This is a genomic window from Sphingobacteruim zhuxiongii, assembly GCF_009557615.1.
Lineage (GTDB): Bacteria > Bacteroidota > Bacteroidia > Sphingobacteriales > Sphingobacteriaceae > Sphingobacterium > Sphingobacterium zhuxiongii.
Window position 1 is genome coordinate 106893 of record NZ_CP045652.1, and the last position, 15123, is coordinate 122015.

Consider the following 15123-nt stretch of genomic DNA (forward strand, 5'->3'; position numbering starts at 1 on the left):
TGGTTGAAGCTGCGAAAGATAATTATTGGGAATGATTAATAATCAAAACAAATTTTAAACTATACCTATCATGAGTAAAGATCAGAAAAAAACAAAAAGCACGAAAGAGAAGACACAGTCTTCTTACCAACAAGAAAAAGATTCGTCTTCAAAGGATACAACAGCAAATGTCTTTAGCAAAAAAAAGAAATAGGTTTATCATGATTTCAGTTCACATGGTAGACTTCCCAGTTTCGGTAGACTTCTCAGTTTTTCAGACGAATTAAAAATGTTAAATTAGTTTGTTAATCATTATGAAGAAGAGCAAATTTTCAGAGCATCAGATTGTCAATATTCTAAAGGAGTATGAGTAAGATAAGTCTACAAAAGATATTTGTAGGGAATATGGTATTTCAGCACCAACATTCTATCAATGGAAGCAAAAGTATGGTGGGATGGGTGCGCAGCATTTAAAAGAGTTGAAGGCACTACAAGAACAAAATAGTCGTTTGAAGTGTATGTTTGCAGATTTGAGCTCGAATCATCGTATTTTAAAAGATATAATCGAAAAAAAGCTCTAAAGCTCTGTGAACGTAAATAGCTGGCAGAGGATGTTATTTAAGCAGAGGGGACCAGTATTCATAGAGCCTGTAAAATTGTTTGTATGAGTCGCAGTATGTATTACTATGCTCACAAAAAAGATGATCAAATCGTTATTGATAAACTGATGTATCTCTCATCCAGGTATCCTACATGGAGATTTGAGATTTATTTGGGTAAATCCGTTTAGAAGGCTTTCTCTGGAATCGTAAAAAAGTTCTTCGAGTATATCGAAATATTAATTTAAAACTTAGGGTGAGGCATTAAAGACGTCTTCCTGCAAGTATTAAAGAGCGACTCTTTGTTCTTAGTTCAGTTAATGACACATGGTCTATTGACTTTATGAGCGATTCTTTGGCTAATGGAAGACGATTTCGTGTGTTCAATATTATTGATGATTATAATCGAGAGGCATTTCTAAATGAAGCTTATTATTCGATTCCCTCAACTGGGTTAGTTCAAAAGATAAAAGAAATATTACTTCATCGAGCCAAACCAAAACGCATACGAACAGATAATGGCCCAGAATTCATTTCTAAAGTATTTTAGGACTTTGTGCGGAACAAGGAATTAAAATCCAAAATATACAACCCGGTAAACTTGCTCAAAATGCATATATCGAGCGTTTCAACCGTACATTTAGAGAAGATGTATTGGACGCGTATTTATTTGACTCTATAAATCACGTTAACGCATTAGCTTATGAGTGGAAAATTGATTACAATAGTAATCATCCACATAAAGCTTTAAATGGATTAAGTCCTTGGTTATTCGCTAATGAAGCTTTGGTTTCATAAAGCATATTTTTATTCACTGTTTGAAAAAGGGAAAGGCTACACATGGATATGCAAATATTTAGTGAAGTATTAATATTGATCGAGAGATTCAATTAAAGGTGTTCGAATTACTATTTTTTTATTTGACTTCATTGAAGGAAATAGTTTTAGATTAAAAGAGTTAAAATTTGTGGAAGGTGTTAAATTTGGAACTCTCCTTTGTATAGCCACAAAATTGGAATAAACACAAGTTGCAACATCGATGATAAAAATATACTAGGATTTATAATGGAATTTTACCCACCTATCGAATCGTTTTGAATAGGTGGGATAAAAGATAGCTACTGAGTTATGAAGTTTTTACAACCCAAAATGAAGACTACTGTTCTAGAAAGATTCTAATGGTGTCTTTTAAAGCTGTTGTTGGCCTGCCCAACAATGTAGATAAAGTGTTTGTCTCATAAAATAAATCATCTTTCGATGCCCCGATATCCCAACTAGCGATCGACGCAGCCAAAGCGTCCGGAAGACCCTGTTTAATTAAAATTTCGGTGTATTCCTTTTCTAATACATTTTGGTATTCAATAGTTTTACCTGTCTGTCTAGACGCCTCTGCTGCAAGATCAGACAATGTATATGCTTTATCTCCTGCTAACTCATAAGTTTTGTTAGCATGTATTTCGTTTGTTAATACGTTAATTGCAGCCTCAGCATAATCTTCACGCGACGCTGATGATATTTTCCCCTCGCCCGCTGAACCAACCAATGTTCCCGATTGAAGGGCCCCACCTAATGATCCTAGATAGTTTTCTGTATACCATCCATTTCGTAAAATGGTATAGGTAATTCCTGATGCCTTTAACGCCAATTCCGTTGCCAGATGCTCTTTTGCCAGATTCAAACTAGAAGTGTCCGCGTGTAACAAACTGGTGTACACAATTTCTTTGACACCTGTTGCCTTAGCTGCATCGATTACATTTTTGTGTTGAATTTCGCGTTGGCCCATTTCGCTTCCGGAAATAAAAAGCAACTTATCTATATCTTTTAAAGATTCTACTAAAGTTTTTGGTATAGAATAATCAAATAAACGTGATTCAATTCCCAGATCAGCAGCTTTTTCGGGTGCTCTTACGAGAGCAACTAGATTTTCTGCAGAAGTAATCGCTTTTAATTTTGCAACTGTTATTCGGCCTAGTTGACCTGTTGCTCCTGTAATTCCAATTTTCATATGTTTTTGTCTATTTATTTTCTTTTGAATTTTTACGATGCTGTCTAAAGCTTAATTATTGTCTTACGATATGTAACAACATTTATTACATTTTGTGAAAAAAAAATTAAAATTGCTTTAGAAAATCAGCTAAACTTAATTTCCCCAAACTCTCTTTGACAACATAGTCAGTCCGTTCAAATATTACATCTAGTTTTTTATTAATCTGCTTTCCGATGATACATTTGGAATTGGTGCTAAGGTTTTTTCTTCCCAACAAATCTGAAGTACTCACGATTTCTAAAATTTCAGAAAGGTAAATTGTACTAGCAGGACGATTTAATTGTGCCCCCCCTTCTTTGCCCTTTTTAGTCTGAATTATGCCCGCCGCTGTCAATGCAATAATCTCTTTACGTACGATTACTGGATTGATATTAATACTTCCTGCAATAAATTCAGAACTAAGCCATTCTGCGGGCTTAAGCGCTAATAGAGTAAGAATATGTATTGAAGTTGCAAATCTTGTATTATTCATTGGCACAAAGGTAGGACAATTTTTCATATGTAACAAATATTATTACATATAAATTTAATGATAGTACATTCTTTTGTGAGAATAATATTAATGATTAAGAGAAAACGAGGGGAATTATAAAACGCACGAAGACTCAAAATCTTACCTTTTTTTGAATGTAAAAGAATACATGAGCTTCTTTCTAATAGTATGCCTTATTCTATTTCGGAATATCTACCGCGCTTATAGATCTAAATAAAATTTAGTTTCACTATTTATGATTTAAAAATATTTTAAACAATAATGAACAGACGGTTACAAGAAGCGTCGTGATAAATTACGAAATAAGGCTATAAGGGTGTATAGGCGACTTTTAGTATATTACGTTTCGCAAAACCAAATGTTACCGGCAAGCTTATGACGACAGCGTTAACATTGGAGACCAACCTAAAAGAACAATACTTAAATGGACAAACAAAAAATAAAATACAAGGGAATTATTCAGCGACATTGGGGTGACCCTGTTCTTAGTCAATTGATCTCAGTAGGGCTGTTTGCATTGTTGACGGTTTTTTATTCATTATGCGAAAAACTTTTAAAAGACATATTATTTGTTCAAGCGTTAAAAGACGGGTTGATTTTTAAGGTTGGACACTATAAAATTTTAACCTTCCTTGCGCTAGCAGTACAAAAAAAGACGAATTGGTAAATTTGATGTTCAACAACGCGTTGGCAACTTTTCCTTCAGAGAGCATTTGTAATGCATAATTGACACACAAAATTGATCCTCCAATGAACTTGATGGGGCCTGATACACTTTTGGACGGACAACACGTCATAAATAATTCAGACGGAAATTGCGAAAGGAATTATTACACTAGTTGTTGCGGACTTTGATTTAAGTCCTGACGTTTTGTATGGTGACGAACTAACAGGAATATATTTTCAAACTGAAGATGAACAATACGGACGTATAGCGTTTAAAAACTTAGACGCTTGGAAAATTTGCAGAGGAGAAAATTTACCATATACCGATAATTCGGTGGAAGGGCAAGAATATATTTGGGTATATAAAATTGATAATTCAAGATGGCTAAATGAACGTTTCGACTATGAGTATGAAAACTATGGAAGTTCTTACGAATTTCTTAAATATGAATGCTCGTGTTTTCAAAACAACCACGTACATATATGGGTTTTTGGTGATATTAACCTATTTCTACAAAGAAAATGCATGTTGTTTAGTGTAACAAATTTGTAAAATCTATTTTCAAAATGTGAACCATGTAAAAAGATTCGATAAAATGCGTAGTATATGTTAAGATTCTACGATTTTGCGAAGCATTAGAAAATGAAATTCGGTCTTGACACGAATATTCATTTATAGTAATTTTGGGAGGAGAGCTGACTATATTTTAAGTATTCCCTGTTGAATTATGCTTTGCCAGGGAATGATTTGAGTTAATATTTGGTTTGCCATTTTCCTATAATTACTTTCTCAATAATTCCCCTGACGATTACAAAATATTGTTAGGGGATTTTTTATTTAGAAAAAGTCACGATTGGGGCTTCGGAAAACTAAAGGGTTAGTTTTTGGTGTTTTTTAGAAACTTAAAATTAATAAGTCGAATTAAGTATATAGTCAATTTGTTGTTAAATAAGGGGATTAAGCATTTTAAATAAATATTCCTCGGCTTACAATAACTGTTTATGTAAAAACGATTATAACATATACGTTACTATTACGGTCTCATATTTCGGAACAATTGTGTCCAAATAATCATTTTTAAAATCAAAAATTGAAGAGAATAGAAAAGTTGTTATGACATATTACAAAACACTTCTCATTGAACATTATCTAATTGAAAACAAAATGCACACAAACATGCGAGGAACTCCCCTCAATTTGATTGAAGCTATGATTGAAGCGCTAATTTTACGATTTAATTATGGCTACTTTAGGACCTTTTGGTTTACAGGTGCGCGACCGATCGTTGAGCTTTACCATCCTAACGGCGGTGGGGATTAAGATCAATTACTTCTATATGGGATCCATAACATACAATCCGGATGGGACTCGTTTTCGATGGTATATACTCAACCCTAGCTGGCTTAAGGAAAAAAATGTCCTATATTTTATTGAGTTGATCAAGAATGGGGAATCGGAAAGTCCCCTGATGGCTGCTGCATGTGCTGTTTGGCGGAAGTCTTCTGCGCTGGTTGCAGGTTTGTATAGTGGTGGAGGGTTTACTGGCGAATCATACATGTTCTTGGATAATGAAATGTTTTCATCGTTCTGCAGAACAAGTTATGGCCCTCCCATCGAAAACATGCAAAAGATAAGATCTCTTTTGAGGGATGGAATAATCCGAGTGCAATGCCAAACGCCTGTCGAAATATCATACGACAGCATCACAAATCAGTTTTTGCTGGTTTCGGAAAATATGGAAGAAATGGTGGAAGATTTGGTTGAAGCTTATAAAAAGGAAGATAGCCTTCCGGAATTTCCCAGAAGTTGGTGATTTGTTGATTATCCCGAATATAGCAGGCTACATGACCCATTCTTTTGAATCAGAAGCACATTTATTTAGTCTCGCTGTCAATCTATTTATAGATGGGAAATAAATGTCCTCCGAAAATTCACACATCTAAACAGATCTATCAAATAGTGCATAGAAATATTTATATGTCAAATAATTGTGCAAAGATATCGTAGTGAACAACTGTTTCCGATAAAAGCATTAAGATATCGACACTGTCTTTTTTTCTTGGATTTGATTTTGTGTGATCATTTTTTTGCCTACTAAGTAATTCTACATAATTTCTATTAATTTCCCATTTTGATCAAATACTTTGCTATTTACATTTTGTCATGTCCTGCTGATCCCGTTCTTTTAGATCTCTGTATAATGCTTTGTCATCATGATCGTCTTATGTCTAAGTATCACGATGAAATTGTCAAGGGCAAATTTATATACATTGTACATCATATGTCGGCAAAGGTAAGCGCTACTAGGTGCGTGCTGAGCTCTCCCTTACTCCGCAGATCTTCTCAACCTCATTCGGATAGGCATTCTACTTTGAGTTGCTGCTCACCGGAACTATCTACTGAATGCCTTTGAGAAATCGTGGTCACTGTATTTAGTGATTGAACATGTATAATATTCTCAAAATAATCAAAAGATTAGTCCTCGGTTCAGACTTTAAAGTGAGGATTTTTGTACTAGGCTCTTTCTTAATTAATTATTTCTATGACTTCAATAAAACCATCAATATTAGTTTTAAACATTTATCATAGAATATCTAAGTGTTTTTAGTAACCTAAATTTTGGACTAACCAAAATGAAGAATATTTTTAGGAAGCTTACAGAAAAATATGATATAATTGTAATAGATTTGAAGCATTTATCTCCAACCATCTTTCATATATATGATTAAAATTATACGATTTTTCAACCTTCATTATGGTGAGGACGAAAAAGACAAGGTACTGGAAAATGTGATCTCGAATATTTCCTTCCGCGGAGCAAACCTTTGGGTGTTGGCTTGTGCTATCGTAATTGCTTCTGTAGGTCTAAATGTTAATTCAACTGCTGTTATTATTGGAGCGATGCTTATTTCGCCCTTAATGGGACCGATCGTAGGCGCAGGATTCGCGTTGGGAACTTATGACTTTGATTTGTTGAAGAAATCTGCAAAAAACCTTGCTATTGCTACTGCAGTTAGTTTACTGGTTTCTTTTTTATATTTTTTATTAAGTCCATTTAAGGAAGCACAGTCAGAACTCCTGGCGCGTACCTCTCCAAATATCTATGATGTGTTGATCGCCTTTTTTGGAGGTTTGGTCGGTGTTATTGCCATAACAAGGAAAGAGAAAGGCAACCCCATTCCAGGTGTGGCGATTGCAACAGCATTAATGCCTCCACTCTGTACTGCTGGTTACGGACTTGCTATTGGTAATCTTAGTTATTTTGGAGGAGCAATTTACCTGTACACCATCAACTGTTTCTTCATTTGTATATCGACTTTCCTGATCGTCAAACTACTTAAATACCCTAAAGTAAAATTTGTAGATACAATACGGGAAAAGAGAATCACCAGGACGATTACAGCGCTCATTGTCATTATGCTTGTTCCTAGCTTTTACCTGGCTTATAGTCTTTTGCAGGAACGTAAGTTTGTCCAGCAGGTTAACGCTTTCATCGAAAATGAATTTAGCAATAAAGGGTATACCCTAATTTATGAAAAGACACATTTTAACAATAGAACTAAAAAAATTGAATTAGCGTTTTTGGACAAGCGGTTTGGCAATGATGAAATAAAAGATCTTCAAGCCCGTTTGGGTAGCTACCGTCTTGACGGAACTGAGTTAATTATTCGGCAGGACACGAGTGACCTGAAAGGGGATATTCTTGCAGAAATCCAGAAACATTCTCAACATGTTTCGGAGAAAGACATTGCTATTCAGAATCTCCGCAATGAGCTGTCCGGATATACTTTTAAAGATAAAGAAACCATTAAGGAGATTACAGCCCTGTACCCTGACCTTGCTCCATTTTCAATCGGGAAGCAGACTGTCTTCGTGACTCCCGATAGCAGCTTCAATAGGACGGTTCTGCTGTATGATGCCGGTAAGGAATTTTCGAAGGAACAAGTAGATCGCTTGTCTTCGTGGCTCAGTGTAAAGCTGAAATCAGATAGTGTGTTGGTCATGCAAAGTGCTAATTGATTTAAAGTCTGATTTAAACCTAAAGAGATTCCCTCATCCTAGGAGAGAAATAACTTAAGGTAGGCAAAAGTATTGAATAGTACTTTCGGTAAATATTCTACTTTTTTTAATCGTCGATTGGTTTCTTTTGATAAATTTTCAATTTATGATTTGATAATTTACAAAGTTGGTTTATTTTTGGTTTATGAAAAACATAGGCGTATATTTTATATACGCCAAATTATCAACTAAATCATATATAATTGGAGCTGTGCAACGACATTCCTTGCTGTTGAAAAAACTTACAAATCGATTGGAGAATTCATCTAGTCATTGCTGAATTTTTAATAGAAAATATTAGAATATGAGACAGAACAGTCAGTTTTATACCTTGGTGGTTTCAATTTTTATTGCAATATCTACTTTTGTGGCGATTTGGTAATGCTTAAACTATCTATTTAACTAAGATCAATGTATACTAAATTCGATCCCTAAATACTTCTGTCGTATATCTGCCTTTTAGATACTGACTAAACTGCATTTAATGTTCATACGCTTACACTTTTACACTTGTATCTAAATCTAAAATCATCCACCAATTGATTAGCAGTCGATGATTTTCAGATGGGAATTCCTTTCTTTTCTTTGATTGAATAGTTATCTTTTATTTACTTGCGGTTCCAGAGGTGGTGTTCCAGTTTTTACCAGACCTCAAAACTAAATATCCAACAGTACCCGCGAGCAGCGAAGTGAGCAAAATTGCTAATTTTGCTTCCGCAATATGTATGACAGATTCAAATGATAGCAAGGCAATAAAAATCGACATCGTAAAGCCTATACCAGCCAATAATCCAACTCCAAGAATATGTCTCCAAGTTGAATTTTCAGGTAATGTAGACAGCTTTAATTTTTGACATAGAAAAGCGGTGAGTAAAATCCCGACAGGTTTACCTAATAATAAGCCTAGGGATATTCCCAATCCCAAAGAAGAAGTTAAGCCCTGTACCATAGAACTTTCTAAGGTAATATTTGTATTTGCGAAGGCAAAGATAGGGATGATTAACAGGTTAACAGGTTTTACCAATGCATGCTCCAGTCGTTCTAACGGTGATTCTATGTCCGTGTCGTTGGTAGGGATGGTCATGGCTACTAATACACCTGCTATAGTTGCATGAATACCCGAGTGATGAACAAAATACCATACAAAAACCCCTGGAATTAAATAAAGGTAAGGATTTTGTATGTTTAGTCTGTTCATAGCGATTAATACGGCTAATGCTATTGCAGCATAACCAAGGTACGTTGTCTCGATACCCGACGAATAGAAAAACGCGATGACTAAAATCGCGATAAGGTCGTCAACAATGGCTAAAGCAGCTAAAAATATTTTCAGACTAGCTGGCACCTTGTTGCCGAGCAAACTGATTACGGCTAGAGCGAATGCGATATCTGTCGCCATTGGAATTCCCCATCCCGACGCGGTCTCAGATTCGGCGTTCAAGCTTAAATAGACTAATGCTGGAACAACAGCTCCCCCCAATGCGCACAATATGGGTAGAGAGGCTTTCTTAGGTGAAGAAAGTTCTCCTTCGACAATTTCTCGTTTGATTTCCAGCCCTACCATTAGGAAGAAGACGGCCATCAATCCATCGTTTATCCATAGGAGGATGGAATATTTTAAGTTAATCGGCTCATTTTCGAATCCCAATTGTCGATCAAGTAGTTGTTGCAAAGGTTGAGCAAAACTGCTGTTGGCTACAATCAAAGAAATAATGACAGCGAAAAATAGCAAGGTACCTCCTGCATTACTAGAACGGAGGAAATTTCTAAATACGTTGAGGTTAATCAATTGAGGCATAATTTATTTTTTAGGTTCCCAAATAGGAACATTTGGTATATTATAAGTTTTGTTATAAAATCGGGGATTTTGACCTACGCTTTTTTGCATTGCATAATCTTGTTCTAAAAGAACTACTTTTTTATGGAGTAATAGAATTGCAAGCATGTTGAGCCAGGCCATCAACCCAACACCGATGTCGCCCAATTGCCATGCTGTAGATGCTGTCGTTATACAGCCTTGGAAAATTGAAACTAATAGCAAGAAGCGTAATCCCCAAATATATAGGCTGTTCTTTTGTTCTTGGAATAGAAAGTTAACATTTGTTTCGGCGATATAATAATACGCCATAATGGTAGTAAATGCAAAAAATGCTAAGGAAATCGCTACAAAAGAACTTCCTAATAGCGGAAAGTGCCGAGAAACGGCCATTTGGGTAAATGTGGGGCCCATTTCAATACCTTTCAAATTTTCAATGATAAAATTACCATCTGCACTCTGAACGTTGTATTGGCCCGTAAATAATATCATCAAGGCCGTGGCGGTACATACGAACAGTGTGTCGACATAAACCGAAAATCCTTGAACAAGCCCCTGCTTGAATGGGTGATTTACTTCGGCCGCAGCAGCGTGCGGTGCGGTGCCTTGCCCAGCTTCGTTACTGTAAATTCCTCTTTTTACACCCCAAGAAATGGCCGCTCCGACGATTCCGCCAAAGGTAGCATCCAAGCCGAAGGCAGATCGGAAAATCAGAGAAAATACGGATGGAATATCTTGATAATTGATGCCAATGATCACGAGTGCCATTAAAATATAAATACCTGCCATAAAAGGAACGACCAATTCAGAAACCTTCCCAATGCGTTTTACCCCTCCAACTATAATGAGTCCCATGAGCATGATTAATAACCCAGCGGTTACAAATCCTGAAGTGCCAAATGCGGTATCCATGGCTACAGCGATGCTGTTTGATTGGACGCTAGGTAATAAGAATCCTGTGCTTACGATGGTTACAACTGCAAAAATTATAGCAAAAGCTTTGTTTTTCAAGCCATAGCGAATATAATAAGCTGGACCGCCTCGATATTCGCCATTAATTTCCTGTTTATATAGTTGACCTAATGTGGCCTCGACAAGGGCTGAGGCACTCCCAACAAAGGCAATGACCCACATCCAAAATATTGCTCCTGGGCCTCCCATCCCTATGGCTGTCGCTACTCCAGCAATGTTTCCTGTTCCTACCCGTCCAGATATTGCCAAGGAAAAAGCTTGGAAAGATGAAATGCCTTTTGACGATGCTTTACCTGAAAATAATAGACGAATCATTTCATTGAGGTAGCGCAATTGAGGCAAACGGAAACGAATTGTAAAATAGGTTCCTGTCAAAAGACAGAGGTAAACCAATACATCTGACCAAACTAAATTATAGATATTATCAACGATTTTTTGCAGCATTTCCATAGACGATGGCTGCAAAATATAAAAAGATGAGCGATTAAGTTAGAATTATTGTATAGATTATATTTATAAAGTTTAATACCTGTAATAATGTTTTGTTAATTAAAGTTTTAGAAATTCCTTAATGTTTCGGTTATCGCCATAAATCACAATGATTACACCTTGTTGCAATACAGTGTCTGGTTTTGGTATTCCACGTAAGACCGTAGTCACGATCTTACTTTTTCCAATCAATGAATCGCGCTCTGTTTTTTTGAGTATGGTAAGTACCAAAATGTCATAATGTTCCCGGAACCCAATTTCTTGGATTGAACGGCCAACATACCTTTCAGGAACGTCAGCTTCCACAATGCTATAATTCGAATTTAGCTCAAAAGAGTCTAGAAAGAGCTGGATTTAGATCATTCAATGTGGTGTCAAGAACCATGACTAACCATCATAAAAATAGTGTACAACTTCTACAACAGAGATACCAATGCTTCTAAAGAGTCATTAAATGCAAATATAAAAGCTTTCAGAAGTCAGTTTAGGGGTCTAGGAGATATCAATTTCTTCCGGTTCAGATTGACCAAATTACTTCGGATCATTTACAAAAGTTGTGGAGGGGATAAGAAATAATTAGATATTTGTGCTTTGATATTTATACAGATGCACGAATCTTTCAACGCTTTAATGCCCTTAATTATTCCCGAAGGAGTTTCCGATTATTTTGAGATGACCCACTATTCCAAAGAAGATAAAAGACTGGACATCTTTTTGGAAGAACTCAACACTACACCTGAAGAATATCAAGGCCAGAAGTTGATTTCCAAGGGATTTTTCGACCCCATTACCCTTCAAGATTTTCCTATTCGTGGCATGCAGGTCTATCTTCATGTCAAGCGCCGTAGATGGCTCAACCAAGATACGGACAAAGTAGTTTACAGAAACTGGGAATTAGTAGCCAAAGGAACGCGCATCACACAGGATTTCGCAGCTTTTTTAAAAGGTATCAGCGGACAGTCAGGCACATAGCATTCAGACTATCAGTTCATTCTATGGGATATCGGCCAGTAAACTAAGGAGATACTACCGCAATAAGCTGAGCGGTTTCCAGGATTGGGAGCATCGCGAAAATGCACGAAATGGATTGATCTTCCCACAAAATGTCAGTGCCCATCTTTCTATTGATGAGACCTGCCTATCTCATGGCGAGCTCTATACCGTTGTCACCAACAAAGAAACACGAGGTAAAAAAGGGACCATTGTAGCCATACTGAACGGCACAAAATCAGAGAACATTATCCCGATCCTTCAAAAGATCCCACAGAGATTACGCAATAAAGTTCAAGAGATAACGCTTGATCTAGCCGGTAATATGGGATTGATAGCCAAAAGATGTTTTCCCAATGCTGTTCAGGTAATAGACCGTTTCCATGTTCAGCAACTTGCTACCGAAGCGCTTCAGGAAATAAGGATAAAGCACCGCTGGCAGGCCATTGACGATGAAAACCAGGCAATTGACCAAGCACGAAAGAATAAGGAAACCTTTTTCCGGAAGTCCTATCCAACAATGACACCATCAAACAGTTACTTGCAAGAAGCCGATACCTGCTTTATAAAAGTGAACATAAATGGACTTCCGAGCAAAGAGAAAGGGCTGCTGTACTATTTGAGCGATATCCCGATATTGAAAAGGCGTACAGGTTATCCCAAGAACTCTCTTGGATATTCAACACCACCATAGATAAGATCTACGCCTTTACTAGGTTGGCAAAATGGGCGGATAAAGTGGAACAGGCCGGCTTCAAGTCATTCAACACCGTCTCCAGAACCATAAATATCCATCACGAAAAATATGGAACTACTTCGATAACAAGAGTACTAATGCTTCAGCAGAATCTATCAATGCAAAGATAAAAGCTTTCAGAAGTCAGTTTAGAGGTGTAGGTGACATCAATTTCTTCCTGTTCAGATTGACCAAATTATTTGCGTAGTCCACAGGTTTTGACACTGATCCATTACTTCCTTAGTCCACAGTTTTTAAAACTGATCCCTATTATTAAAGTATTTGACAAAAAAAGCGATTATAACTTTACATTATAATCGCGATCTCATTAATAACAAATGGAGTATGGTTATGCTATACGTACGTTCGTTGCGTTAAGACCTTTTTGGCCTCTTTCAACATTGTAGGTAACGTGGTCATTTTCTCTAATATCGTCTCTTAATCCTGTACTGTGTACAAATAAATCATCTCCACCATCATTTGGTGTAATAAATCCAAATCCTTTTGTGTTGTTAAAGAATTTAACTTTTCCTTCTTGCATTGTGTTGTGTATTAAATAAAATATCTTGTTAGTGAGCAAACGCTCATATTTCGGGACAATTGAGTCCAAATAATCATTTATAAAATCAAAAGTTGAGGATAAGAGAAGGTTGCTATGACATGTCACAAAACATTTCTCGTCAAACATCATCTAGATGAAAACAAATTAGCAACTGAAAATGCGGAAACTAAAAAAGATGAGTGAACTGATCGGTTTCAGAAAGCGTCGGCAGGGCCTGATTATAACACAAAGATAATAAAATTTAATTAAAAACAAAATTATTTTTATTTCGACATAGCTTTTATCACTTTTATATGCGATTGGAAAGCAGCATAGAATGTGGGATATTCATTATATTTCACATTATATTCTAGGCAAGTCGCTTTAACAATTTCGTTAATTTTCGGATAGTGAATGTGACTGACCTTTGGAAACAAATGGTGCTCAACTTGAAAATTCAATCCCCCAAGCAACCAAGTTAACACCCGGCTATCGGTAGCAAAATTCGCCGTAGATTGCAATTGATGTATCATCCATTGTGCCTCAACACGTTCGTCAACCAGGGTTTTAAACTCAGTTTCGTCAACGACATGCGCTAGTTGAAATACGGTGGCCAAACAAATTCCGCAGACGATACTAGTTAAACATAAGCCTACAAGGGTTGGAATCCAGCCAACAAAGATGATGGGGATCACGACGAACAACGTGAAGTGAATAATTTTGCTAATCCAAAAAATTATTCTTTCATTGATTGGAAAGTTAAATTTTTCTGATGATATGCTCAACCTCTGTCTAAAATATTTTTCATAATCTTGATAAAAGATCCACGCCAAATATGAAATCGAATAAAGAAATATAAAATACAGATGTTGATATCTGTGATGTTCTTTTAGCGGTTGGTCATGGTGAATTCTCATGAATTTTATCTCAATATCGTGATCCTCACCATCGATATTGGTGTATGTATGGTGCGCTATATTATGCTTCAACTTCCACAAAAAGATATTCCCGCCTAGCAAATTTAAAGAATAGGAAAGGATCGTATTTATTGCCTTATTCTCTGAAAACGAATTATGTCCAGCATCATGCATAATATTGAATCCAATAGCGGCTAAATTAACCCCCAATAGAAGGCATAACACAACACTGACTATCCAATGTGGCTGAACGAATATAAGAATTGAATAGATTAGGAATAAAGAAGAAAGAAGGATGATTGCTTTTACTATTAATAGCCGATTACCTGTTTTATTGATCGATTCTTCTTGGAAATAATGGTTGACTTTTTGTTTCAATGATTTCGAAAACAATGCATTGACATTGTTAAACTTTACTACGGTACTCATGTTTTACTATACTACTTTTATGCGTTAAGCGATTCACAATTAAATGAATGGCTTTAATGTTACTAATTTAAAAAATTGTTCTCGGATATAAAAATCGGTACATAACATTTAGAGTTAATATCTCCTAACATGTCACTATATTAAACACTAAGCAAGTGCAGCTAAAAGATATATCAATCCAATGTGTGATTCGGGAGAAAAATGTTTATTAAATAACTGATAATAAAACTAACTCCGCAAAGGCGTTGTTTCCTACGGGCTACAAAAAATAAAAGCTTACAAAGTAAAATTTGCAAACTTTGTTGTTTTACAAAACCTTCAAATTTTGCGACGCTTTATAATCGCTATCGCGGACTACTAATCGATGGGATTTACTAAATAATGTGAGA

Annotated in this window: 14 protein-coding genes and 2 pseudogenes; 9 read left to right on the forward strand and 7 right to left on the reverse strand. The window is 36.1% G+C overall.

The features are described from left to right. Nucleotides 1–368: 368 nt before the first annotated feature. The 3 genes and pseudogenes from GFH32_RS18585 to GFH32_RS18590 all read left to right on the forward strand — a co-directional run. Nucleotides 369–560, forward strand: a pseudogene (locus GFH32_RS18585) (transposase); the annotation flags it as partial. Nucleotides 561–864: 304 nt separating this feature from the next. Next, entirely contained in the window at nt 865–1128 is a 264-nt protein-coding gene (locus GFH32_RS00560; RefSeq protein WP_228384281.1) for a DDE-type integrase/transposase/recombinase, read from the forward strand. A 26-nt stretch (nt 1129–1154) separates the two neighbouring features. After that, nucleotides 1155–1376 (forward strand): integrase core domain-containing protein, encoded by a 222-nt coding sequence (locus GFH32_RS18590; RefSeq protein WP_370659318.1) that lies wholly within the window; start codon nt 1155–1157, stop codon nt 1374–1376. A 358-nt stretch (nt 1377–1734) separates the two neighbouring features. Here the strand turns inward: GFH32_RS18590 and GFH32_RS00570 are convergent, their stop codons facing one another. Together GFH32_RS00570 and GFH32_RS00575 are read right to left on the reverse strand one after the other, a co-directional pair. Further along, on the reverse strand, nt 1735–2583 hold the full coding sequence (locus GFH32_RS00570) for an SDR family oxidoreductase (protein ID WP_153509227.1): 849 nt from the start codon (nt 2581–2583) through the stop codon (nt 1735–1737). 106 nt (nt 2584–2689) lie between these two features. Beyond that, entirely contained in the window at nt 2690–3124 is a 435-nt protein-coding gene (locus GFH32_RS00575; protein ID WP_228384178.1) for an RrF2 family transcriptional regulator, read from the reverse strand. 418 nt (nt 3125–3542) lie between these two features. Between GFH32_RS00575 and GFH32_RS00580 the strand changes: the two genes are divergently transcribed. The 3 genes from GFH32_RS00580 (at nt 3543) to GFH32_RS00590 (ending at nt 7805) form a co-directional block, all read left to right on the forward strand. Continuing rightward, complete coding sequence (locus tag GFH32_RS00580) at nt 3543–3785, forward strand: hypothetical protein (protein ID WP_153509228.1); 243 nt, start codon at nt 3543–3545, stop codon at nt 3783–3785. A gap of 1240 nt (nt 3786–5025) precedes the next feature. Next, complete coding sequence (locus tag GFH32_RS00585; protein ID WP_153509229.1) at nt 5026–5598, forward strand: hypothetical protein; 573 nt, start codon at nt 5026–5028, stop codon at nt 5596–5598. Between the two features lie 908 nt (nt 5599–6506). Further along, entirely contained in the window at nt 6507–7805 is a 1299-nt protein-coding gene (locus tag GFH32_RS00590) for a DUF389 domain-containing protein (protein ID WP_153509230.1), read from the forward strand. A gap of 643 nt (nt 7806–8448) precedes the next feature. Here the strand turns inward: GFH32_RS00590 and nhaA are convergent. From nhaA to GFH32_RS00605, 3 genes are all read right to left on the reverse strand, one after another. Next, complete coding sequence (gene nhaA / locus GFH32_RS00595; RefSeq protein ID WP_153509231.1) at nt 8449–9642, reverse strand: Na+/H+ antiporter NhaA; 1194 nt, start codon at nt 9640–9642, stop codon at nt 8449–8451. A gap of 3 nt (nt 9643–9645) precedes the next feature. Continuing rightward, nucleotides 9646–11076, reverse strand: coding sequence for an alanine/glycine:cation symporter family protein (locus GFH32_RS00600; RefSeq protein WP_228384179.1), 1431 nt, complete (start codon nt 11074–11076; stop codon nt 9646–9648). Nucleotides 11077–11181: 105 nt separating this feature from the next. Then, nucleotides 11182–11427: a TrkA C-terminal domain-containing protein gene (locus tag GFH32_RS00605; protein WP_160366928.1), complete on the reverse strand. Its 246-nt coding sequence runs from the start codon at nt 11425–11427 to the stop codon at nt 11182–11184. A 285-nt stretch (nt 11428–11712) separates the two neighbouring features. Between GFH32_RS00605 and GFH32_RS00615 the strand changes: the two genes are divergently transcribed. The 3 genes and pseudogenes from GFH32_RS00615 to GFH32_RS18490 all read left to right on the forward strand — a co-directional run. After that, nucleotides 11713–12093 (forward strand): ISAon1 family transposase N-terminal region protein, encoded by a 381-nt coding sequence (locus GFH32_RS00615; protein WP_228384177.1) that lies wholly within the window; start codon nt 11713–11715, stop codon nt 12091–12093. Between the two features lie 28 nt (nt 12094–12121). After that, nucleotides 12122–12805, forward strand: a complete 684-nt coding sequence (locus GFH32_RS00620; RefSeq protein ID WP_458296207.1) for an ISL3 family transposase — start codon at nt 12122–12124, stop codon at nt 12803–12805. Then, a pseudogene (locus GFH32_RS18490) lies at nt 12697–13055 on the forward strand (transposase); the annotation flags it as partial. The gene GFH32_RS00620 and the pseudogene GFH32_RS18490, both read left to right, overlap by 109 nt. A gap of 141 nt (nt 13056–13196) precedes the next feature. Here the strand turns inward: GFH32_RS18490 and GFH32_RS00625 are convergent. Both GFH32_RS00625 and GFH32_RS00630 read right to left on the reverse strand, forming a co-directional pair. Continuing rightward, on the reverse strand, nt 13197–13388 hold the full coding sequence (locus GFH32_RS00625; RefSeq protein ID WP_153509233.1) for a cold-shock protein: 192 nt from the start codon (nt 13386–13388) through the stop codon (nt 13197–13199). Between the two features lie 284 nt (nt 13389–13672). Beyond that, nucleotides 13673–14734, reverse strand: coding sequence for a fatty acid desaturase family protein (locus tag GFH32_RS00630; RefSeq protein WP_153509234.1), 1062 nt, complete (start codon nt 14732–14734; stop codon nt 13673–13675). Between the last annotated feature and the right edge of the window lie 389 nt (nt 14735–15123).